This window comes from Mycolicibacterium cosmeticum, from assembly GCF_000613185.1.
GTDB lineage: Bacteria > Actinomycetota > Actinomycetes > Mycobacteriales > Mycobacteriaceae > Mycobacterium > Mycobacterium cosmeticum.
Window position 1 is genome coordinate 1,861,705 of sequence record NZ_CCBB010000003.1, and the last position, 20,616, is coordinate 1,882,320.

Consider the following 20,616-nt stretch of genomic DNA (forward strand, 5'->3'; position numbering starts at 1 on the left):
TCAGGCGGGGCAGAACGTGTCGGTCTCGGGCAGCTTGCCGGTATCCAGATAGCCGAGCACCGGCGGCAACGCGCAGGGCGAGTAGATCGTCGCGCCGTGGCCGATGCCCTGCCAGATCACCCGACGGCTGGTGGCGCCGGCGTTGATGATGGTCGCGGCCACCGCGGCGACGCCCTCGTTGCCGATGATCGGGTCGTTCTGGACGCCGAGCAGCAGTACCGGAATCTTGAGGTCCTTGGGGTCCTTCGGGGCGTTGCCACTGGGCCAGCTCAGGCAGTTCACCATGCGCAGCGCACCGACACCGCCGAACTGCGGGTAGAGCTTCGGCCAGGCGACGACCAGCTCGCGCACCCGGTCGGGGGTGGGCCGGTTGAGGGCGTCGCTGCAGCCGTTGACGAACTGGCCGTCGGTCTGGCGCATCGCGTCGGCCTGGCTGATCAGATCGTTCAGGCCGCCGGCGTCACCGCCGCGGGCCGCGGCGAGCGCGCCGGCCACCGCGTTGGTGGCGGCCACCCGGTCACCCCGCGGGAAGGCCAGTGCGGTGCTGATGGCGTCGGCGACGGCGGCGACGCTGGCACCGCCGGGTCCGTTGCCGGCGCGGGCGGCGGCCAGGATCGCGTCGACGGCGCCCTTGGGGTCGGGCCCGAGCGGGCAGTTGACGGCGGCGCACTGGGCGGCGAAGGCGTCCAGTGCGGCCTGCTGACCCTTCACCTTCTGTTCGGCGGTGGCCTCGGCGTTGATCGCCAGCGGCAGCGGCGAATCCAGCACCAGGCGCGACACCTTGTTCGGGTGCGACCCGGCGTAGGCCAGCGCGACCTGGGCCCCGTTGCCGATGCCGAGCAGGGCTATGGTGTCTACGTTCCAGGTGCTGCGCAGTCGTTCGATGTCCTCGGCGGCGTGTGCGTTGTCGTAGGCCGAGTCGCCGGGGGCGATGGTGTCGGTGCAGCTGGTGGTGGCGGTTTGGGCGATGGCGCTCAGGTTGGCCACCGGATCGTCACCGGACTCGAACTGGGCCTGGTCGATCATCTCCTGGCGGTCGTAGGCGTCGCGGCAGTTGATGGCCGCCGAGGTGCCGGTGCCGCGGCGGTCCACCGCGACGATCGGGTGCGTCTTGAGCACGTCGGTGCCGCTGCGGCTCAGCCAGGCGGGCAGCTGGATCGACGACGGCAGGTCGGTGCCGGTGGTCATCACCAACGGTCCGGCGTCGGCGGGGGTGTCGGCCCGCGACGCCCGCACTACGCCGATCTCGAGGGTGCCGTTGGCGCCGCTGATCGGGTCGAGGTCGGCCTCGAAGGCGGTGCACTCCAGCTTGACGCCGGGCACCGGCGCCACCGCGGCCGTGCTGAACGTCTGCGCCGTGCAGTCCCGCCAGCCCTGCAGGTCGTTCTTGGGGGCGGCGATCGGGGGCGGCCCGGCCACCGTGCTGGTGGTCGGGGGCTGGCCCTGCGGGTGGGCGCCGGAGTCGGTGGCGTAGCGCGGGTTTGCGGCCAGCAAGGGAGCGCACGAGGTGAGCAGCATGACGGTCACACCCAGACCGATGGCCGCAAGTGGACGCATTCCCGGGGCCGTACGCATGCCGACCACAGTAGCGATGGTCAGCGCCTGCACTTGTGCACTAGCGGCTGTAGCGCGTGTACAGGTAGCCCTGCGAATCGGTGAGCACATGCCGGGGCTGCAGGCGGTGCAGCGCCTCGCGCGGGCTGTCGGTGACGCGTTTGGCGGTGCCGCCGACGACGAACGGGGCGATGGTCAGGCACAGCTCGTCGAGCAGGTCGGCGGCGATGAAGGTGCCGAGCAGGCTGGGGCCGCCCTCGGTCAGCACCCTGGTCAGCCCGAGGCGGCCCAGGGCGGCGACCATGGCGTGCGGGTCCACCTCGTCGGGGTCGCCGGCCGAGCAGTCGTGCACCTCGGCCAGCCCGGCCAGCCGGCCGCGCGCACCGCCGGCCGCGTTGTGCGAGGTGAGCACCAGCGGCGGCACCTCGGTGTGGGTGAACACCAGCAGATCGTTGTCCAGATGACCGGACCGGGTGACGATGGCGATGGGCGGGACCTCGGCCTGGCCACGGCTCTGGCGCCGGGCGCGTTCACCGGCGCCCAGGTGGGCCCCGGAGTAGTTCTCGGTGCGCACCGTGCCCGCACCCACCACGACGACGTCGGCGAGTTCCCGCATCACCCCGAACAGCGCCCGGTCGCCGGCCCCACCCAGCCCGCCGGAGCGTCCGCCGGTGGTGGCGGCACCGTCCAGGCTGGTGATGAAGTTGGCCCGGACCCAGCAGTCGGTGAGCCCGTCCGGATACGCGTAATGCTCGGCGAGCTGGCCGTCGGTGGTGCTCCCGGTGGGTTGCAGTGTTGTGAGTTCTGTCCCAGCGGCGGCATCCGGCATGGGGATCATTGCAGCACGTCGATAGGGTGCACGACATGCAAAGCGGCGAAGGTGTCGAAGCTCTGGTGGATCGGCACCCCAAGGTCACGCCGGAACAGCTGGTGGCGCGGCTGGTTCCGCCGCCGACGTTCGCCGATGTCAGCTTCGACACCTACCGGCCCGATCCGGCCGAGCCGTCGCAGGCCGAGGCCGTGGTGAAGTGCCGCTCGTTCTGCGAGCAGGCGCTGGCGCGGCGGGCCGGCAAGAAGAAACTGTTCGGCAAGCGTGAGGTGCTGCCCGGGGTGGGGGTGTACCTGGATGGCGGGTTCGGCGTCGGCAAGACCCACCTGCTGGCCTCGACCTATTACGCCCTGTCGGCGGCCGACGTGGCGCCGACCGCGTTCGCGACGTTCGGCGAGCTGACGCAGCTGGCCGGGGTGTTCGGTTTCACCGAGTGCATCGATCTGCTGGCCGACTACGTGGTGGTGTGCATCGACGAGTTCGAACTCGACGATCCGGGCAACACCACGCTGATCTCGCGGTTGCTCTCGGCACTGGTGGAGCGCGGGGTGTCGATCGCGGCCACCTCCAACACGCTGCCCGAGCAGCTGGGTGAGGGCCGGTTCGCCGCGCAGGATTTCCTGCGCGAAATCAACACGCTGGCGGCGATCTTCACCACGGTGCGGGTGGAGGGTCCCGACTACCGGCACCGCGGACTGCCGCCCGCGCCCGAACCGCTGTCCGACGATGACGTGCGGGCCCGTGCCCAAGGGGTGCCCGGGGCGACGCTGGACGATTTCGACGCGTTGTGCGCGCACCTGGCCACCATGCACCCGTCGCGCTATCACGCGCTGATCGACGGGGTGCGCGAGGTGTTCATCACCGGGGTGCACCCGATCGAGGACCAGAGCGTGGCGCTGCGGTTGGTGTCACTGACCGACCGGCTCTACGACGAAGGTATCCCGGTGCTGGCGTCGGGCACCAAGCTGGACACCATCTTCAGCGCCGAGATGCTGGCCGGCGGTTTCCGCAAGAAGTACCTGCGGGCCACCTCGCGCCTGCTGGCACTGACCGCGGCCGCGCAGAACGCCTAGCGGAGCGCAGGAGCGCAGCGACCCGGGAATTGTTACAGCGCCCGCACCATGACGTAGTCGTTCTCGACGTGCTCGCCGAGCCGAAAGGTCTTGGTACCGCTGACCGAGAATCCCGCTTTGGCGTAGAAGCATTGGGCCCGTTGGTTTTCCTGGTTGACGCCCAACCAGACACAGGCCGCGCCCAGCGCCGCGGCGCGCTTCAGCACCTCGGTCATCAGCGCCGTCGACACGCCGGCGCCGTGCACGTCGGGCAGCGCGTACATCTTGGACAGCTCGACTGCCGGCCGCAGGGGCACCGCCGCCGCCACGCCTGCGTCGTCGGGCGCCCCGCGAATCAGCATGGCGTAGCCCAGGATTCGGGCGTCGTCGCGGGCCAGCAGCACCACCCGCTGCGGGTCGTCGAGGTGGCCCGCGAAGTGGTCGGCGGACAGGTTGGCGGCGATGAACGCGGCGACGTTGGCGGGCGACACCGCGGGCGGGCAGGCCAGCGGGAAGGTGGTCGCGGCGACCTGCGCCAGTTCGGACAGATCTGCGGGGCCGGCCGGCTCGACGTGCACGGTCCCTACGGTAGCGGGGTGCCCGGCTGCCAGATGTTCCACTGCGCCAGGTGCGTGCCGGTCTGCGGGTTGAGCATCACCACGTTGGTCACCAGACCGCGGTAGACGTCCCAGTACACCGCGCCGTTCACGGTCGAGCCCGGGGGAGCGTTGAGCAGTGCGGTCTCCAGCGCGTCCGGGGCGTCGGTGTGCTTGGCGGTGTACGCGTCGGCGTACGGGGTGACACCGCTGAAGGTGGTGCTGATGGAGAGCTGGTACGGGTTCGGCGCGGAGATGACGTGCACCGTGATCGGCGCCTTCCACGGCCCGCCGGTGGCTCGCCAGCGCGGCGAACCGTTCCAGCCCCAGCCCGGCGGGACGTCGGTGGGCACTACGTCGTGCACGGTGACATCGGCGGCGAAATCGCCGAACCGCACGTGCAACGTGTCACCCAGATTGCCGATCGGGGCGATGGCGTCGGTGAACTTCGGTGCCGCCGATGCCTGCGGCGCCAGCCCGAACGCCATCGCCGCCGTCAATCCAGCAATCATTGCCGCCATCGCGCGAAGCATGTCTGGCATCTTGGCACATGCCTTCGCGCGCGTCGGAGGTTTAGTCGACCCAGGGGCCGTGCCCGCCCACCGCGTCGATGCGGATCCTGGTCAGGAAGCCGTCGGGGGCGTCCGCGGGCGGGAAGTGTTCGGCGGAGCCGAGCAGCGCGGTCGCCAGGTCCTTGAGCAGTTCGGGGGCGCCGCCCTCGACGATGCGCGCGGTCCCGTTCACCGACAGGTACTCGCGCTGCTGTCCGGGTTTGGGCGGAGCCAGGATGGTCAGCGCCACGTTCGGGTTGCGGCGCACGTTGCGAACCTTCTTGTAGGCGTCGGACAGGTGCGCGGATACCAGTTCGTCGCCGTCGGGGGTGGATTGCAGCGCAACCCACACCACCGACACCTGCGGGGTGCCGTCCGGGTTGATGGTGACCAGCGTGGCGTCGGCGCCCGCCCCGATCAGTGTGCGTGCGGCTTCGTTGAGTGTCATGGCATTCTCTACTCCGCGGCGCCGGAATTCATTCCCGACAGGGAGGACAGCAGCGACACCAGATCGGTCTCGGCGCGTTCTTTGTCGATGCCGACGCGGTGCAGCGGGCCGGTGCCATCCTCGGACTCCAGCAGTGCGAGCAGGATGTGCTCGGTGCCGATGTAGTTGTGTCCCAAGCGAAGTGCCTCGCGGAAGGTCAGCTCCAGCACCTTCTTGGCGGGCCCGCTGAAGGGCACCAGGCTCAGCTTCTCACCGGTGTCGGCGGGCAGGCGGACCGCGTCGCGCACGGCGGCCGGGGTGATGTCCTGCGCCTTGACAACGGCGATGCCCAGCGAGCCCTCGTCGCCGAGCAGGCCCAGGATGAGGTGGTCGGGGGTGATCTCGGTGTTGCCGGCGTCGCGCGCGGCGTCCTGGGCGGCGACGATCGCGGCCCGCGCGCGGGGGGTGAAGCGGGCGAAACCCTCGTTCGGGTCGATGGTGTCGGCCTTGGGGACGAAGCGCTTCTGCGCGGCCTGTTTGGTGACGCCCATGCGGGCGCCGATATCGGTCCAGGACGCGCCGGAGCGCCGGGCCTGGTCGACGAAGTGGCCGATGAGGTGATCGGCCACCTCACCGAGGTGTTCGGCGGCCAGCATCGCGTCGGTGAGTTGGTCGAGTGCGTCGTCGTGGACCGACTTGATGGCGCGGATCAGGGTGTCGAGGCTGACGGAGGACGTGGGCGACGGTGTATCGGTCATGCGTCAACCCTAGGTTGACTCTGGCTCGTCGTCAACCACTGGTTGACGACACGCGCGTGGTCGGCGCGGCGGCCTACTGTGGAGGCGTGCGTTACTTCGTGATCGGTATCGGCGTGGTGCTGGCGTTCTTCGGGACGGTGTGGGCCCTGCAGGGCTTCGGTGCGTTACAGGGCAGTCCGATGAGCAACACCACCACGTGGTCGATCATCGGTCCGATCACCGCGCTGATCGGCGTCGGAATCGCGGTCTATGCGTGGCGCCTGCGCAAGTAGCGGCTAACGACGTTGTCGCGCAGGTAGATTCGCCAGCGCCTCGTCGATCTGCCGGACCTTTTCCAAGTCGACACCCCACGGGTGCTCGACGCCGACGCGGCGGTCCAGGTCCCACAGCACGCACTGCTCGCCGGGTTCGGCGACCAACGACCACGCGATGACGGTGCGGCGCAACTGCTCGGCCATCGAGTCCGCGGTGGCCGGCGTGTCGCCATCCGGGTGGTGGTGCAGGAAGCGGCCGTAGGCTCGGTCGCAGAATGCGGCGTAGCGGGCGGTGCACAGGATCAGGCCGTGCCAGGCCTCGTCGACGGCGTGCGAGGGCATCCCGATCACCTGGTTGTCGCGCAGTGCTGCGCCGCAGCACCGAAGCCATTGGCGCAGACCGGTTTCGACAAGGTCGCGCGGTTGCCACGGGCACGTCTTGAACACCGCGTCGGGCAGCTCCAGGGCGGCGACGGCGGCGGCCGTCTGCCCGGGGTGGTGTCGGCGCTGCGTTCGCACAGTCCCACGATAGTGCTCACAACGGGCCGGCGGTCGCCGTGAACACATCGTGACACGCTGGTGAATCGGGCGCTGTGTCCGGGAAATAACCGTCTGACACCGTGCGCTGATGCAGACCTCAGCCGCGCGTGCTGTGCGGCCGGCCGTCGCCCACCGTGGCGATGTGCGCCAGGCCGAGTATTACCTGGACCTGCTCGACGAGTTGCGGGTGGCGGTCACCGAAGATCTGGCGCATCAGCGGGCGTCGCTGGCCAGGCGCGAACTCGACGGTGTGGGCTTCGGCGTGAGCCGGCTGCAGCGGGCCATCAAGATGAAAGAGACCGAACTCGCCACGCTCACCCGGTTGGCCGAGGCGCTCAGCTCCCGGTTTCCGACGGGGTAGGTGGCCAGATTCGCTCGTTCGTAGGACACCTGTGGCCGACGGGCTGCGCGTAGCGTTCTGGCATGAGCCTGCTGGCCGCGATCGGCGTTGCCGCCGTCGCCCTGTCGCTGGTGATCGGCGGCGCAGTCGTCGGGTGGCGGCGCCGAGCGGCCCGGCTGCGTGGCGAGACGCCGCTGCAGCGGTACCGGCACGAGGCGCGCAATCTGCGCGGTGCCTCCGGCCCGGCGCGGGGCGCCTTGGGTGGCGCGGCGGGGTTCTGGGCAACCGGTGACGGGACCGGATCCGGTGACGGCGGTCATGGTCACAGCGGTTGCGGCGGTGGCTGTGGTGGCGGCGGCTGTGGCGGTGGCGGAAGCTGACGGGTGCTCAGCTCACGCGATCGCGCGGGTGTCGGCACCGGCGTGGCGCACGGTCCAGCCGGCCAAGCTCAGCCGGCGGATCACCCGTGTCGACTGCTGCCGGACGTCGCCGTCGCGGCCCAGGCTGGTATGTCGGACGCTGATCAGGAACGGCCACTGCTCGGCGGCGTCGTAATGCACCACCGCAAAGACCGCTTCGCGGTCCAGCCAGACGCTGGCGATGCTGCCCAGTGGGCGCGGATGGTCGGGGGCGAGGGCAGACACCAGCGCAGCCAGCGACGCCGGGCCGCTCACCTCGAGGAGATCTGTCATGACTCAACTTTCTCGTGAATGGGGAACCGGATTCAACCGGTTTTGGTGGTAGACGTCGAAGGGTGACCGTCCGGAGGCTTGCGGTGCCCGTTCTGCCGATCCTGGCGGCGGTGCTCGCCGTGGCGTTTGTCGTGGCGCCGTCGCCGTTGGCCGCATCGGCGGGGGTGGGGTTCGGCGGTGAGGCGGATCTGCGGGCGGCTGCCGGTGTGGCGGTGCTCGACTACTGGGCGGCCGACACCCGGAATCTGACGGCGGGTCTGAGTGTCCTGACGGACTTCTGGTTTCGCTTCCACCTCGTCAAGGCCGTGTTGGCGGCGCTGCTGGTCCCCGTGTTCATCGCGCTGGCGTGGCGCTGTCGGCGCGCGGCGCCGTGGGGGCGGTGGTGGCGGGCCGGCGCCGCGTTCGGTGGGGCCGTGAGCGTCGGGCTGGCGGTGCTCTCGCTGCTGGCGGTGATGGCGAATGTGCAGGGTGCGGTGGCGCCGCTGTCGTCGCTGCTGCCGATGGTGCCCGACGAGGTGCGGAGCAGATTCGGTGGTGCGCTACGGGTGGGCGCGCAGGAACCCGCGGCGTTGCCGGTGTTGATCGGTGACTTCTCTCGGTATCACGCCGCGATGGCGGTGGTCGCCGGGCTGGTGGCCGCGGGGCTCATCGTCGCGGCGGTGTACTGGCGGCGAACCAGGGTCGGGGTCTGTGCAGCCGTGCTGGCGTGCGGGGCGCTCGTCATCGGGGTGGTGAACACGAAGACCGCGCTGGACCCGGTGCCGGCGCTGCAGGCCTTCTTCGACGGCGGATGGTGATTCGCCTCGCGGAATATGGCCGCTGAGCTGGGATGATGTTGCTGGTGCGCGATACTGGGATTGAACCAGTGACCTCTTCCGTGTCAGGGAAGCGCTCTCCCGCTGAGCTAATCGCGCCGGGTCCAACTTTTGGAGGTGGAGACGGGAATCGAACCCGTGTGCACGGCTTTGCAGGCCGTTGCCTCACCACTCGGCCACTCCACCGCTGGGGTTGATGCCACTGCACCTTCGAGCGGATGACGGGATTCGAACCCGCGACCCTCACCTTGGCAAGGTGATGCGCTACCAACTGCGCTACATCCGCGTGCCTCGGGTGAGATCGTCACCCGGTGCGGGATGGAACATTAGTCCAACCATGCGAAGAACCACAAATCACTTGGAACCGAACGGCAATCAGACTCAAAACAGCTGGTAAATCTCCCGTGAGAGCGAGAACCCGCGGCCACTGCTCGTATCGCGGCACGCGATCCCGTTCTCGGAGCTCTCGCACGTGAGCCGCCCGCGGGTCAGCGAGTCGCCGTAGCCGAGCACCCGTTCGCCGCCCAGGGTGGTGTCGCCGGCGCAGACGAACGCCGCGCGATCGCCCGGCGCGAGCCCGATGCCCTGGCCGTAGTCGAATTCGCAGTCGGCGGGTCGGGGCGGGGGATTCCAGTCGCGGTCGACGATGTCGCAGCGGGCGTAGTCGGCATCCAGCGCGCAGCCGACGTTGCCGCTCGGTGAGATGAACGTCACCAGATCGTCGGCGCCGGCCGTCGCCGCCGGGGCGGTCAGCGGCAACAGTGCGGCCGTCGTGATGAGGGCGAGTCTCCAACGCGTCACGGGCCAGACGCTACTGGCCGGGCGGCCACGGATGGTGCGATTCGGAGCCGGTGTCAGCGCCGTGCTAGTCTTCCCTCTCGTTCCCCGGTCTCGTAGCTCAGGGGGAGAGCGTCCGCCTCACACGCGGAAGGTCACTGGTTCGATCCCAGTCGGGACCACCACAAGAACCCCACTCAGGTGGGGTTTTGTGGTTTCTGGGCAGGGGGCTCTACACCCCTGCCGATCGAGATCCGGCCGAACTGGCGGCGTTGCGGTCGGTCGGCATCTCGCTGCGGTGCTGGCCGCCGCCTCTTTCGTCCACGCCGGAATGTCGTCCGGCAATAGGAGTCTCGCCGGGGCGTCACCTATTCGTCGTACCCAGCTTAAGTGCTGAAGGAGCCTGCTGTGACCGCTGTCCTGAACCCGGGGCGACCGTTCGCCGGCGGCGAGCGTGAACTGCTGGAGGACACGCTGAACCTCAACCGCGCCGAGCTGGTGCGCGCGGTCGAGGACCTCTCCGATGCCGAAGCGCATGAGAGGCGGGTGCCCTCGTTCACGGTCGAGCATCACATCGTCGGCACGGTCAGCCTGCGGTTCATCTATCTGGTCATGATCGCCGAAGTGGCCCGCCATGCTGGGCATGCCGACATCCTGGCCGAACAGATCAGAGCCCACCGGCGTTGAGCGAAAACGGTGGTCGTGAGGATCCAACGCACGGATCAGTTCTGGACCCGCGTCATACCGCCAGCGAGCGCGACGCCGCCCCGGGTCGTCCGGGACGGGTATGTGGTTCCGTTGCATCGCGCCGAATGCGGGCGTCCTCCCGGCGTTCGACCGCCGCGAGGACGTGGGCGAGTCGTGTCGTGAGTTCGGTGAGCGGTGTTCGCTGCTGTGCGACCGAGGACAGGTTGGTCGCCCACACGTCGGTCACCATGTCCGCAATGTTGCTGCGCAGCGCAGCGGGATAGCTGTCTGCCATTGCGGCGCTGAAGATTTCGACGATCTGGTCGCGTACCCGCTGTGCGTGCTCGGCAGCGGGTCCCTGTGCGTAGAGATACGGCCGGATCATCGCATCGGCCAGCCCGGGCGTGCCCGACAACCTGGCGGTGAGCAGCTCGAACACCAGAAGAAGTCGCGCGTAGCCGTTGGCCGATCCGCCCTCTGAGGTGTGGATTTCATCACCGAATGCCCGCAGCCAGCGGCGCAGGCAGGCCAGCAGCAAGTCGTCCTTGGAGGGGAAGTAGAGGTAGACCGTGCTGGCCGCGACGCCGGCAATTGCCGCGACCGCTCTCATCTGGCAGCTGTCGTAGCCAAAGTGTGCCAATTCTGTTGCGGCCGTGACAATCCGATCGCGCCGCTGCACTTTCGCTGTGGCCAGGTCAGGGGTGACAGCGGGCGACGACGGGAACACACGGCGGCGGTCGGTCATGTCGACTCTTTCGGACGGGAGTGCTGCCCAACAGCTGGATGGAAGAACACGCCCTCTGCGCACACCGAAACACCCTCGGCGGTCTCCAAGTGGCCGACGACGAACGTCTTGCGGCCCTCGACCCGGTCGATGCGCGCCTCGGCGTGTAGTCGGCCGAGCGGCGTGCCGGCCGCGTAGCGCACCGTGAGTGTTCCCGTCACTGCCGGGCGCCCGGGTCGGTGCGCGGCGGCACCGAGTACATGATCGAGCAGCAATGCGCACACGCCGCCGTGCACGTGTCCAGCAGGTCCCTCGTAGGCCGCGCCGAGTATCACATCGGCCCAAACGCTTCCATCGGACCGGTGGTGAACGACCACGGGGGGCGCCAGGGCATTGCGCAGTCCGATGACGGCGTTACCCCACGTCAAAATGCGGCCGTCACCGGATCGGGGCAGCCCGAATGATCCGGGTATCAGCGATCCGCTGAGTTCCTCCACTATCGCGTCCACCCTCGATCGGGCGGCCGCGATGGTGGCACGGTCGGCTCGGCTGCGAATGGTGACATCGACGAGGCGGCGGACGGAGTCTGTCAGTGCGGCGTACTCCGCTTCGCCGGCCGCGAAGTCGTCGGCAATTGACACTTTCGGCTAGCCCGTCGCGGACGATTCGGCTTCCAAGGCGGCGAACCCGCCGTAACCCCCGCGGTAGAACAGCAGCGGCCGTCCCGTCTCGGCCCGCAGGTTGGTGACGTGGGCGATGACGATCGTGTGGTCACCCGCTCCGTGCTCGAATTCGAGGTCGGCTTCGATGGTGGCCAGCGCGCCGTGGAGGCGTGGTGCACCGTTGGTGGCAGGACTCCAACCGACGGCGGCGAACTTGTCGATGCCGGCGCGAGCGAACTGAGCGCACACGGCTTCCTGGTCGTCGGCCAGGATGTTGATACACATCCGCCCGGTGGCGCGGATCAAGGGCCAACTCGTCGACGCCAGCGCTGGACAGAAGGACACGTATGGCGGCTCCAGCGATACCGAGGTGACCGATTGACAGGTGAAGCCCAGAGGCCGTTGTCCGTCATGGCCGGTGATCACGGCGATACCGGTGCAGAAGTGGCCCAAAACCTTGCGCATGTCATGCGGCTCCGGCGGTAGTGGCGCTGCGGTCTCGCTCGGTCTCATCGGCGTTCTCCTCGTGTCGTCCCAGGACCCAGGATCGAGACTGCGGTGGCGCCGTGCAACGGCGTATCCCGGCCAGCGGTTCATCGAACGCGGCCCGGTGACCTCGGTTGTTACCCTGGGCGAGTGGAAGAACCGGATCGGCCGACTGCGCCTCAGTTGACGCCCACCGGCTGGGCGCTCCTCGGGATGCTGTCCTATGAGCACGAGCTGTCCGGTTATGACATCCGCAAGTGGACCGAATGGAGCATGCGGTTCTTCTACGGCAGTCCGGCCTACAGCCAGATCTATTCGGAGCTCAAGAAGCTGGAGAACCTCGGGTTACTGACCTCGCGGGTGGAGAACAACGGTACGCGGTCGCGGCGGCTCTACAAGATCACCGAGACCGGCCTGGCGGCGGCAACCCAGTGGGCCCGCGAGACTCCGGCCGAACCACCATCCTTGAGACATCCGGCGATCTTGCGAGTCACGCTGGGGCACCTCAGCGATCCCCGGGCACTCAAAGAGATGTTGCAGGAGCACATCTCCTACGTCGACCAGATGCAGCGCGATGCGGCCAAGGAGGCCAAGTGGGCAGCTGCCGACCCGTCGTGGGCGTACGCGAAGATCGCGTTGGATTGGGCGAGCCGCTATTACACGGCCGAACGGGAGCTGGCCTTGGAGTTGATCAAGGATCTCGACGAAGCCGAGGCGAACTTCCCCAAAGTCGGTCAGGGCGCGAAGATTCCGTGGCCGGATCCCGAGTACTGGTATGAGATCGAGAAGAAGGCCGACGCCGACGACGCCGGCTGATCTTCCCGCCGCTGGGGACCCCTACCGGGTGGCCGCGTCGAGTGCGGCGATGTAGCCGTACACCAGGCCCTGGGCGATCGTCGCTCCGGCTCCGGGGTAGGTGTGCCCGAACGCATTGGCAGCGGTGTTGCCGATCGCGTACAGGCCGTCGATGACGGTGCCGTCTTCGCGGAGCACCCGGGCGTGATCGTCAGCCATCAGACCGCCGCAGGTACCGAGATCGCTGAGCACCATCTTGACGGCGTAGAACGGCCCTTTGGTGATCGGCCGTAGGTTCGGGTTCGGGGTGACGGTCGGGTCGCCGTAGTACCGGTCGTAGGCGCTGCGACCGCGCTCGAAGTCAGGATCCTCACCGGCGAACGCGTGTTCGTTGAACCTGGCGACGGTGGCGCTGAATTCGTCGACCGGGACACCCATTCGTGCGCCCAGCGCACTGAGATCGTCCGCGCGCACCGCGATTCCGGCGTCGTACCATTTCTGCGGAATGGGCATCCGGGGGAACAGTTCGGCGGCGAAGACATAGCTGTTGCGGTACTGCTGGTCGAAGACGATCCACATCGATTCCACCGCTGTACCGGCGTTCTCCCGCTGCAAGATGCGTTGCCCGAAGCTCATGTAATCGGCCGACTCGTTGGCGAACCGTCGGCCGTGTTGGTCGACGATGAACGATCCGGGCAGCGAACGCTCTGCCAACATGACCGCCGGCGCGGCGCCCGGTAGCGGCGCGACCGCCGGGAACCACCACGATTGGTCCATCAACCCGATGGCCGCTCCCACGTCCTGACCGAGGCGGATCGCATCGCCGGTGTTGGATTCGGCACCCAGACTCAGATTGCTGCCCAGTGACTCGGATTGGAATTTCCACCGCATGTCCATGCGGTGGTCGAAGCCGCCGGCGGCCAGCACCACCCCGCGCCGGGCGGTGATCGTGTACCGCACTCCGTCGTGTTCGACGATGGCCCCGCTGACGCGGTCCTGTTCGGAAATCAGTTCGGTCAAGGCCGTATTGAGCCAGATCGGGATTCCGGCGCGGATCGCCCCGGCGAACAGACCGGCCGCCAGCGCCTGACCGCCGGCGGCGTATCGCCGACCCAGCAGCAGCCCACCGACTCCTTGCGCTAGTCGTTTGACGAAGGTTGGGATGCCCTTGCGCGGGACACGGCTCATCAGGTTGAGCCAGCGGTAGTCCGCGCCCGTCGTGGGCATAGGGAAGCTGACTTCCATCACACCGGGGCGCAACGCCGACAGGTATTTCCCGAGGATCGCGGTATTCAGTGGCCGGCATTCGCAGGTGCGGCCGGCGGCGGAACCACCCGGAGCTTCGGGATGGTAGTCGGAGTACTCCTTGGCCCAGAACAGTTTCATCGGTGTGGTGCGGCGCAGCATGTCGATCGTGGCCGGCAGGTGCTGCAGATAAGCCTCTGAGCGTGCCGGTGCTGCGGTGTCACCGACGACCGACTCAAGATACGTCTGAGCGCGCTGAGCGGAATCGGATCCGCCGCACTCCTCGATGACGCGACTGGCCGGCAGCCAGATCGCGCCGCCGGACCGTGCCGTGGACCCTCCGACGACCGACGCCTTTTCGATCACGAGCACGGACAGCCCTTGCTCATGAGCGGCCAATGCTGCGGCGAGTCCGGTGCCGGAGCCGACGACGAGCAGGTCGACCTGGGTGTCGGCCACGGTCAGCCCCGCCGGGATGGTCTGGTGGTGAGAGACGGTCACGCTGGCCGACGATAGAGCCGCGGCCGCCGGGCACCATTCCGCTGTCCTGATGAGCGGAACGCGACCCTGTCACGGTGGCCGGACCGCAGTTCAATCAAAGGACAGCCCGACATCATCGATCGAAGGACGCACCGCAGATGACCACGCATTCCGATGCCGGCGATATCCGACTGATCGAGGCCGGATCAGTCCCCACCAGGTTCGCCAGAGGATGGCACTGCCTCGGATTGATCCGCGACTTCGGTGACGGACAACCACACCAGGTCAACGCATTCGGGCAGAAGCTGGTGGTCTTCCGGGGGCAGGACGGCGCCATCAACGTCCTCGACGGGTACTGCCGGCACATGGGCGGCGACTTGTCACAAGGGACCGTGAAAGGCAACGAGATCGCATGCCCGTTCCACGATTGGCGGTGGGGCGGGGACGGCCGGTGCAAGTTGGTGCCCTACAGCAAGCGCACCCCGCGCCTGGCACGTACCGCTGCGTGGCCGACCTTGGAGCAGGACGGCATGCTCTTCGTCTGGAACGACCCCGAACGCAACCCCCCGCCTCCCGATGTCACCATCCCGCGGATCGAGGGTGCGACCAGCGATTCGTGGACCGACTGGCATTGGTACACGACGGTGGTGCACACCAACTGCCGCGAGATCATCGACAACGTGGTCGACATGGCCCACTTCTTCTACATTCACGGCTCGCTGCCAACGCATTTCAAGAACATCTTCGAGGGCACCGTCGCCACGCAGTACATGAAGAGTGCGGGTCGTCCGGACGTGGGCGACCCCGAGGGATCAGTCATCCTCGGCACCACCTCGTTGGCCGCTTACCACGGCCCGTCCTTCATGATCGACGATCTCACCTACCACTACCAGGATTTCGACCAGCGCACCGTGCTGATCAACTGCCACTATCCGATCGACGCGAATTCCTTTGTGCTGCAGTACGGCATCGTGGTGGAGAAGAATGCATCGATGCCCGACGAGATGGCCACCCAGACCGCCGTCGCGCTGGGTGATTTCGTCAAGATGGGGTTCGAACAGGATGTTGAGATCTGGCGTAACAAGACCCGCATCGACAATCCGCTGCTGGTGGAGGAGGACGGCCCGGTGTACCAGCTGCGCCGCTGGTACGAGCAGTTCTACGTCGATATCGCCGACGTGACGCCCGACATGGTCGACCGCTTCGAATTCGAATTGGACACCACACGGCCGACCGAGGCCTGGATGAGGGAAGTGGAAGCCAACCTGGCGGCGCGCAGCGTTGCTTCCGGGCCGGTGGGATGACCGTCCGCATCGACAACCGACTCGATGACATCCCGATGGTGCCGGTGAGCTGCCGGCGCTGCGGGGCCGAGGTGCAGGTACGCAAGAGCAGCTGGAGCCAGACCAGCGTCCAATGGACGGCTCGGGCCTTGGCCCGGTGCCAAGAGCGTTGCCGGGCAGAGCAATTGACCGGCCATCCCGGTAACCATCTGTTCCTCGCATGTTCGGCGCTGAATGCGTCGATCGTCGATGCCGTGCGCACGGGCACGCTGCCAGTGGTCGACCATGGCCTCTGATGCCGCCGCAGTGCGATGAGAATTACCCGGTCGGCAGTGGCAAAGGCGTGAGCGGCGCCACGATCATGCTCATTGCGGCGCGCAGTGCCGAGCGCAGATTCGTGAAGTCGCCGTGTTCAACCCAGTGGAGATAGGCGTGCCGGCAGGCTTGGATGACGAACTGCGCCGGTAGCTCCCGGATGAAGGGGTCGGCGCCGAGGTCGTACCGCTTCGCCAGGAAATCGGTGATGGGGCCGACCAGGGCTTGACCCCAATCCAGCCATCTCAGCCGGTACTGCGGATCGTTGATGACCAAGGCCATGAACGTGCGATCCATCTCGACCCGCCCGCGCCGTGGCACTTCGGTACTGAATGCCTCGACGAGGATGTCGACGGCATCGGCATCTTCCTCGGCATCGGCGAGGAGCTGCTCGCTGAGCGAGCCGAACGCATTGAACAACGGTAGTACGACATCTTCTTTCACCGGGAAGTGGCGGTGGAAGGTGCGCGGTGCGATACCCACGGCTGCGCAGATCCGATCCACGGTTGCCGACGTGGACCCGTCCGCCAGGAAGATGTCCCGCGCCGCGATGGCGATCTCCAGCCGAAGTTCTTCCGCTCGACGGACCATCAGCTTCGCCGGCTTCGCTGGCGCATTCATGTTGCGGCTCCTCGGTTTCACGGCAATTCATGATCCTAACGATCGAGCAACCATTCCTCGTGTCTGTCGCATGGTTCCGCTCCCGGTCAGCGGAATTCCGCCCAGTTACACGCCTCGGAGGGCACTATCTTCATCCATGTCACATTCTGCCACTCAGACGTGATCTGACAGCGGACTTGCAAAGTTCACTCAGCCCTTTCCGTCCATACCTGGCCATCGCCGCCAGAAAGGAGAAACCTGTGAACGTCGATAACGGGGAACTCAACTACGACGACTACACCCATGACTTCATGGGCAAGGTCGGCAACATCCAGGACTTCTCCCGTGATTTCTTGGTCGGCCTGGCCCGCGTGTTCGAGGATGTCCTGAATTTCATGCCCTATGCGCACGTCAAGATCTACTCGGAGAAAGTCGGAATCAACACGGCGATGGACGTGGCAGCCGAGGTGTCGAGAGCAGGCATGCGCCAGGTGCTTCCGATGGGGCGTTATCTGGCCCCGCCGGGGTGGGATTGGAAGAACGCCCAATATCAGGCCATTCCCTTCGACGTTCAGACCGAGGACTTGACCAAGCCGGCGTTGATCCGGCTGATCAAGACGTACTGGGACCAGTACCTCAAGGGCCACAACTACTTCATCGACCAATGGACGAAGCTCATCCCGGAGGACGAAGTGTGGCTCGGTCTACCCGACATGTATCAGCTGATCATCGACTATCAGTATCCGAAGCTGGCCAAGGTCCTCAAGATCGAGCCGGTACATGTGGTCGACTTCCTGAAGCTGGCAGTCCTGAGCATCGACGGCACGTTGGGATACGGCGGTGAGTACATCGTGTACAACCCCGACCACGTGGTCTTGAACATGCGCCGCTGTGAGGTTCTGCAGAAGTACACCGATGAAGGCCTGTACCCGCCGGCCAGGGCGTGGATGAATTGCACTTTCGAGCAACGCATCTCGGCTCCCTTCTTCCCGGGTTGCAAGCTGGCCATCAACCTGCCGCCCAAGGATTTCAAATTCGCCCAAGGTGAACCGTTCTGCGTGTGGACGTACACGAGAGGAGAGGAGAACCACGCCGCCGCTGCGGCCGCCCCCGATCCTCGTGCCACGGCGATGGAGCGGATACCGCTGATGGATGTCACGGTAACGAACTAGCGTGCACTGTCGGCAAGGTGATGCCCATCGAGCGCCGCGGCTCGATGGGCATCGTCCACCAGTATGCCGCCGCGTTCAGGCGTGGGCGCCGCCGTCGACGCGGATCTCGGTGCCCGTGATGAACGCACCGTCATCGGAAGCGACCATGGCGATCACCGATGCCACGGCACTGGCGTCGCCGAGGATCGCATTCTCGTCACCGTGCAGCAGCGGCGTCTGCTTGGCCCACAAACCCAGGTCGTATCCCTCAGGCATCTTGTCCAACGTGCTGTTGGCCAAAGCGGTTGATATACCACCCGGTTGGATGTTGACCGCACGCAATCCCTGCTTGGAATACTCCAGTGCCAGTGAATGCGTGAAGCTCAGGATTCCGCCCTTGCTGGCGGCGTAGGCGGCCATATAGGGGTGGGCGAAGGTGGCGGCGGTGGAGGTGAAGTTGACCACCACCCCGTGCCCACTGGCCAGCAGAGCGGGCAGCGCCTGACGAGTCATCAGGAAGGTTCCTGTCAGGTTGACCGCCAGTGTCCGATTCCAGTCGGCCAGCGTCGTTTCATGGGTATGCGAACAGGTCTGCATCGCCGCGACGTTGACCAAGACATCCAATCCGCCGAGGTCGGCGACCGCGGCGTTCACCGCGGCGATCACGTCGTCTTCGACCGAGATGTCCAGCACGGCGGTGCTCAAGCGCTTGTCGGTGCCGGCCCCCTCGGCAGCCGCCGCGGTGGAGGCCAGGCCCTCCGGGGAGATGTCGTAGGCGACCACGGTGGCCCCTTCATCGAGCAGCCGTGCCGTGGTGGCCGCGCCGATACCGGAGCCCGCACCGGTGACGATGACGCGACGGTCGGTGAATCGATCCATGGGGGAGTGCCTTTCGGTGCTCAAGCCGGCTGGAACGCGCTCAGCGGGGCGTCGGCGGGATAGATCGCCGGGGCGCCGATGTCGTAGGCGGCGTTGAGTGCCGCGATGAACCCCGGGTCGTGCAGGGGCTCGCTGGGAATGTCGAGGTTGATGCCCTGTCCCTTCAGGTTGTCGACCAGCATGTCGATCGCCTTGTCGATGGTGAGGTCGTCCGAGCCGTCCATGTTCTTCTGGAGCTCGTCATAATCGGCGAACACTTCTGCCGACCAGTGCACCAGGAAACGCAGTTCGTCGGTGCGGTGCCGGGCGATGACGTCGTCACCGTTCTTCAGCAACCAGGCGTCGCGGTCGGTCGGGTCACCGGTGAAGACGGTCTCGAAGGCGAGTCCCGCCGGCACCTGTTGTTCCAGTGGACCGTTGGCCTCCCCGCGGTGCACCATCATCTCGTTCTGCACGACGACACCACGGTTGTTTATCGGCGGCAGTACCCGGCCCGGAGCCTTGAGGGGCCCGTCCGGCCAGTAGGTGAACCCGGATCCCTCGTCCAACGAGAACCACGTGATCACCTGGGCCATCTTGATCAGATAGTCGGTGAACAGACCCGACTTGCCCATCACACTGCACAGCCAGGTGGGGGCGTTCTCGTGGCGGACGCCGCGGAAACTCGGAGAGTCCAGATGGCCCGGATCGCGGTTGGCGCACGGACCGTTGATGTTGAACAACATCAGTTCGGGTTTGGCGTACTCGGCGTTCCAGTAACTCTTGGCGTGCTCCAGGAAGGTCGCGTTGTAGAAGCAGTCGTGCAGCTCGGGGTAGAGCACCGTGCCGTAATTCGCCAGGTAACCGCGAAAGGTCGGGGTGAGGAAGAGATCGAGCGACGGGGTGAACCCCTCGGGGAAGGCCCCGCTCATGGTGGCCATCAGCTCGTCGGCGGAGGCGAAGTGCTGGGCGATGATCAGGTTCCATGGTCCCTGGGTGCGTACCACGTCGAGAAGCCGCTCGCGTTGGTCGGCGGTGTAGACATCGCTGATCTCGCGGGGTGGGGCGACGGGCCGCAGGACATCGGACAGTTCTCGGCGACGCTCATCGGTCAGCATCGTGTTCTCCTTCGGTGGTGAGGTCCTCGATTGTGGACAGCTCGGCGGTTGTCAGCGTGGCGGGCGTCCGGTGATCGGGACACGCGTTCGACAGCTGGGTATGGGCGAGCTTTGCGGCCAGGAGCGCACCGGTTTCGGCCATCGCGAGACGACCTCGTGCGGTGGCATCCGAGCGCATCAAAAATCCGTGATACACACCGGGATAGCGAGTGACGGTGGTCTGCACGCCGGCGTCGCGCAAGCGGGTGGCATAACGTTCGCCCCAATCCCGGATGGGGTCGCATTCACCGGTGACGATGATGGCCGAGGGCAGACCACTCACCTCGGTGGTGTAGGCGGGTACCTGGTATGGCGAATGCGGAGTCCCCGCAACACGATCGACGATTTCGTGCATATAGGCGATATCGTCGAGGCTCAGTAGGGGAGCATCGGGCATCGCCGTGATGGACGGTGCGCCCATGTCGCGGTCCAATCCCGGGTAGAGCAGCACCTGCGCGGCCAGCGGCGGCCCGCCGTGGTCACGGGCAGCCAAGGCAACCGCCGCGGCCAGGGAACCCCCTGCGCTGTCGCCCACCACCGCCAGCCGACCGGCGTCGACGTCGAGGTCGTCTGCCTGCGCCGAGACCCATTCGGTGGCGGCGTAGGCATCGTCGAATTGGGCGGGCGGCGGAGCCTCGGGTGCTAACCGGTACTCCACGGCGGCGACCACGGCCCCGCTGGCCCGCGCCAGTTCTCGGGCCAGCGGCTCGAAGGAGTGGTTGGATCCCATGACCAGGCCGCCGCCGTGGAAATAGACCAGAACCGGTTGGCGGGAAGCTGTCTTGGGCCGGTACAGCCGGATCGGAATCGGGCCGGCGGGTCCCGGTGCGGTCACATCCTCGATGGCCGCCATGGTCGGCATGTCGGGGTGGGGGGCGGATTCGATACCGGCCCGTACGGCGGCGAGTCCCCGGGTGCGCATTGGCGCCAGCGCTCCCATGGCGGCGACGCGTGCGGCGGCGTCCGGATCCAGTTGTGGCGAACGCAT

27 protein-coding genes and 4 tRNA genes are annotated in these 20,616 nt (G+C 67.0%); 11 read left to right on the forward strand and 20 right to left on the reverse strand.

The genetic code is table 11. From position 1 onward, the window contains the following. Both BN977_RS28230 and BN977_RS28235 read right to left on the reverse strand, forming a co-directional pair. Positions 1 to 1,557 carry an alpha/beta hydrolase gene (locus BN977_RS28230; RefSeq protein WP_036403230.1) on the reverse strand — a complete coding sequence of 519 codons (1,557 nt, stop codon included), beginning with the start codon at positions 1,555 to 1,557 and terminating at the stop codon, positions 1 to 3. 58 nt (positions 1,558 to 1,615) lie between these two features. Further along, on the reverse strand, positions 1,616 to 2,383 hold the full coding sequence (locus BN977_RS28235) for a pyrimidine reductase family protein (protein WP_036404649.1): 768 nt from the start codon (positions 2,381 to 2,383) through the stop codon (positions 1,616 to 1,618). Between the two features lie 35 nt (positions 2,384 to 2,418). On the opposite strand from BN977_RS28235, the gene zapE reads away from it, so the two are divergent. Next, entirely contained in the window at positions 2,419 to 3,456 is a 1,038-nt protein-coding gene (gene zapE / locus BN977_RS28240; RefSeq protein ID WP_036403232.1) for a cell division protein ZapE, read from the forward strand. Positions 3,457 to 3,488: 32 nt separating this feature from the next. Here zapE and BN977_RS28245 read toward each other — a convergent pair whose 3' ends face one another. From BN977_RS28245 to BN977_RS28260, 4 genes are read right to left on the reverse strand one after another with little or no spacing between them, the layout of a single operon-like run. Then, positions 3,489 to 4,013 (reverse strand): GNAT family N-acetyltransferase, encoded by a 525-nt coding sequence (locus tag BN977_RS28245; protein WP_036403235.1) that lies wholly within the window; start codon positions 4,011 to 4,013, stop codon positions 3,489 to 3,491. A gap of 5 nt (positions 4,014 to 4,018) precedes the next feature. Then, positions 4,019 to 4,552 (reverse strand): hypothetical protein, encoded by a 534-nt coding sequence (locus tag BN977_RS28250; protein ID WP_227456132.1) that lies wholly within the window; start codon positions 4,550 to 4,552, stop codon positions 4,019 to 4,021. A gap of 52 nt (positions 4,553 to 4,604) precedes the next feature. Then, the gene (locus BN977_RS28255) at positions 4,605 to 5,030 is read right to left on the reverse strand and encodes a PPOX class F420-dependent oxidoreductase (protein WP_036403237.1); all 426 of its coding nucleotides are present in this window, start codon (positions 5,028 to 5,030) and stop codon (positions 4,605 to 4,607) included. Between the two features lie 8 nt (positions 5,031 to 5,038). Further along, positions 5,039 to 5,767 carry a Clp protease N-terminal domain-containing protein gene (locus tag BN977_RS28260; RefSeq protein WP_036403239.1) on the reverse strand — a complete coding sequence of 243 codons (729 nt, stop codon included), beginning with the start codon at positions 5,765 to 5,767 and terminating at the stop codon, positions 5,039 to 5,041. Between the two features lie 86 nt (positions 5,768 to 5,853). On the opposite strand from BN977_RS28260, the gene BN977_RS28265 reads away from it, so the two are divergent. Beyond that, positions 5,854 to 6,039, forward strand: a complete 186-nt coding sequence (locus BN977_RS28265) for a hypothetical protein (RefSeq protein ID WP_024449804.1) — start codon at positions 5,854 to 5,856, stop codon at positions 6,037 to 6,039. Positions 6,040 to 6,042: 3 nt separating this feature from the next. Here BN977_RS28265 and BN977_RS28270 read toward each other — a convergent pair whose 3' ends face one another. Then, on the reverse strand, positions 6,043 to 6,540 hold the full coding sequence (locus BN977_RS28270) for a UCP032817 domain-containing protein (protein WP_024449805.1): 498 nt from the start codon (positions 6,538 to 6,540) through the stop codon (positions 6,043 to 6,045). 109 nt (positions 6,541 to 6,649) lie between these two features. Here BN977_RS28270 and BN977_RS28275 point away from each other — a divergent pair, with 109 nt between their 5' ends. Then, complete coding sequence (locus tag BN977_RS28275; RefSeq protein WP_036403241.1) at positions 6,650 to 6,922, forward strand: hypothetical protein; 273 nt, start codon at positions 6,650 to 6,652, stop codon at positions 6,920 to 6,922. 62 nt (positions 6,923 to 6,984) lie between these two features. Further along, positions 6,985 to 7,281 carry a hypothetical protein gene (locus tag BN977_RS28280; protein WP_036403243.1) on the forward strand — a complete coding sequence of 99 codons (297 nt, stop codon included), beginning with the start codon at positions 6,985 to 6,987 and terminating at the stop codon, positions 7,279 to 7,281. Between the two features lie 12 nt (positions 7,282 to 7,293). On the opposite strand, the gene BN977_RS28285 is transcribed toward BN977_RS28280, so the two are convergent. Further along, on the reverse strand, positions 7,294 to 7,593 hold the full coding sequence (locus BN977_RS28285; RefSeq protein ID WP_036403245.1) for a hypothetical protein: 300 nt from the start codon (positions 7,591 to 7,593) through the stop codon (positions 7,294 to 7,296). 83 nt (positions 7,594 to 7,676) lie between these two features. Between BN977_RS28285 and BN977_RS32555 the strand changes: the two genes are divergently transcribed. Next, positions 7,677 to 8,390 (forward strand): hypothetical protein, encoded by a 714-nt coding sequence (locus BN977_RS32555; protein WP_051561960.1) that lies wholly within the window; start codon positions 7,677 to 7,679, stop codon positions 8,388 to 8,390. A 42-nt stretch (positions 8,391 to 8,432) separates the two neighbouring features. Here BN977_RS32555 and BN977_RS28295 read toward each other — a convergent pair. The 4 genes from BN977_RS28295 to BN977_RS28310 all read right to left on the reverse strand — a co-directional run bounded on the left by BN977_RS28295 (position 8,433) and on the right by BN977_RS28310 (position 9,209). Next, positions 8,433 to 8,507: transfer RNA gene (locus BN977_RS28295), tRNA-Val, on the reverse strand. A 13-nt stretch (positions 8,508 to 8,520) separates the two neighbouring features. Next, positions 8,521 to 8,594 (reverse strand) — tRNA-Cys (locus tag BN977_RS28300). 27 nt (positions 8,595 to 8,621) lie between these two features. Then, positions 8,622 to 8,694: transfer RNA gene (locus tag BN977_RS28305), tRNA-Gly, on the reverse strand. A 95-nt stretch (positions 8,695 to 8,789) separates the two neighbouring features. Beyond that, positions 8,790 to 9,209: a DUF6636 domain-containing protein gene (locus BN977_RS28310; protein WP_407661215.1), complete on the reverse strand. Its 420-nt coding sequence runs from the start codon at positions 9,207 to 9,209 to the stop codon at positions 8,790 to 8,792. An 86-nt stretch (positions 9,210 to 9,295) separates the two neighbouring features. Between BN977_RS28310 and BN977_RS28315 the strand changes: the two genes are divergently transcribed. Both BN977_RS28315 and BN977_RS28320 read left to right on the forward strand, forming a co-directional pair. Then, a tRNA-Val gene (locus BN977_RS28315) sits at positions 9,296 to 9,370 on the forward strand. A 223-nt stretch (positions 9,371 to 9,593) separates the two neighbouring features. Beyond that, positions 9,594 to 9,872 carry a mycothiol transferase gene (locus BN977_RS28320; protein ID WP_051561961.1) on the forward strand — a complete coding sequence of 93 codons (279 nt, stop codon included), beginning with the start codon at positions 9,594 to 9,596 and terminating at the stop codon, positions 9,870 to 9,872. Positions 9,873 to 9,924: 52 nt separating this feature from the next. On the opposite strand, the gene BN977_RS28325 is transcribed toward BN977_RS28320, so the two are convergent. The 3 genes from BN977_RS28325 to BN977_RS28335 are packed head-to-tail and all read right to left on the reverse strand — an operon-like array spanning position 9,925 to position 11,771. Then, positions 9,925 to 10,617: a TetR family transcriptional regulator gene (locus BN977_RS28325; protein ID WP_084172697.1), complete on the reverse strand. Its 693-nt coding sequence runs from the start codon at positions 10,615 to 10,617 to the stop codon at positions 9,925 to 9,927. Beyond that, positions 10,614 to 11,237, reverse strand: coding sequence for a PaaI family thioesterase (locus BN977_RS28330; protein WP_051561965.1), 624 nt, complete (start codon positions 11,235 to 11,237; stop codon positions 10,614 to 10,616). Before BN977_RS28330 ends, BN977_RS28325 begins: the two co-directional genes overlap by 4 nt. Before the next feature lie 6 nt (positions 11,238 to 11,243). After that, positions 11,244 to 11,771: a flavin reductase family protein gene (locus BN977_RS28335; protein ID WP_036403248.1), complete on the reverse strand. Its 528-nt coding sequence runs from the start codon at positions 11,769 to 11,771 to the stop codon at positions 11,244 to 11,246. A 123-nt stretch (positions 11,772 to 11,894) separates the two neighbouring features. On the opposite strand from BN977_RS28335, the gene BN977_RS28340 reads away from it, so the two are divergent. Then, a complete protein-coding gene (locus tag BN977_RS28340; protein ID WP_024449833.1) occupies positions 11,895 to 12,560 on the forward strand; it encodes a PadR family transcriptional regulator in 666 nt (221 codons plus the stop codon). Between the two features lie 21 nt (positions 12,561 to 12,581). On the opposite strand, the gene BN977_RS28345 is transcribed toward BN977_RS28340, so the two are convergent. After that, positions 12,582 to 14,285: a 3-ketosteroid-delta-1-dehydrogenase gene (locus BN977_RS28345; protein ID WP_036403251.1), complete on the reverse strand. Its 1,704-nt coding sequence runs from the start codon at positions 14,283 to 14,285 to the stop codon at positions 12,582 to 12,584. A gap of 137 nt (positions 14,286 to 14,422) precedes the next feature. Here BN977_RS28345 and BN977_RS28350 point away from each other — a divergent pair, with 137 nt between their 5' ends. Continuing rightward, positions 14,423 to 15,568, forward strand: a complete 1,146-nt coding sequence (locus BN977_RS28350; RefSeq protein ID WP_024449835.1) for a 3-ketosteroid-9-alpha-monooxygenase, oxygenase component — start codon at positions 14,423 to 14,425, stop codon at positions 15,566 to 15,568. Further along, a complete protein-coding gene (locus BN977_RS28355) occupies positions 15,565 to 15,843 on the forward strand; it encodes a ferredoxin (protein ID WP_036403254.1) in 279 nt (92 codons plus the stop codon). Before BN977_RS28350 ends, BN977_RS28355 begins: the two co-directional genes overlap by 4 nt. Before the next feature lie 22 nt (positions 15,844 to 15,865). On the opposite strand, the gene BN977_RS28360 is transcribed toward BN977_RS28355, so the two are convergent. Continuing rightward, entirely contained in the window at positions 15,866 to 16,483 is a 618-nt protein-coding gene (locus BN977_RS28360; RefSeq protein WP_024449837.1) for a TetR/AcrR family transcriptional regulator, read from the reverse strand. 239 nt (positions 16,484 to 16,722) lie between these two features. Here BN977_RS28360 and BN977_RS28365 point away from each other — a divergent pair, with 239 nt between their 5' ends. Then, complete coding sequence (locus BN977_RS28365) at positions 16,723 to 17,634, forward strand: hypothetical protein (RefSeq protein ID WP_036403257.1); 912 nt, start codon at positions 16,723 to 16,725, stop codon at positions 17,632 to 17,634. Positions 17,635 to 17,709: 75 nt separating this feature from the next. Here BN977_RS28365 and BN977_RS28370 read toward each other — a convergent pair whose 3' ends face one another. The 3 genes from BN977_RS28370 to BN977_RS28380 are packed head-to-tail and all read right to left on the reverse strand — an operon-like array spanning position 17,710 to position 20,616. Continuing rightward, positions 17,710 to 18,492: an SDR family NAD(P)-dependent oxidoreductase gene (locus BN977_RS28370; protein WP_036403259.1), complete on the reverse strand. Its 783-nt coding sequence runs from the start codon at positions 18,490 to 18,492 to the stop codon at positions 17,710 to 17,712. 20 nt (positions 18,493 to 18,512) lie between these two features. After that, positions 18,513 to 19,589 carry a hypothetical protein gene (locus BN977_RS28375; protein ID WP_036403261.1) on the reverse strand — a complete coding sequence of 359 codons (1,077 nt, stop codon included), beginning with the start codon at positions 19,587 to 19,589 and terminating at the stop codon, positions 18,513 to 18,515. Then, the gene (locus BN977_RS28380; protein WP_036403264.1) at positions 19,576 to 20,616 is read right to left on the reverse strand and encodes an alpha/beta hydrolase; all 1,041 of its coding nucleotides are present in this window, start codon (positions 20,614 to 20,616) and stop codon (positions 19,576 to 19,578) included. The genes BN977_RS28375 and BN977_RS28380 overlap by 14 nt, the downstream gene beginning before the upstream one ends.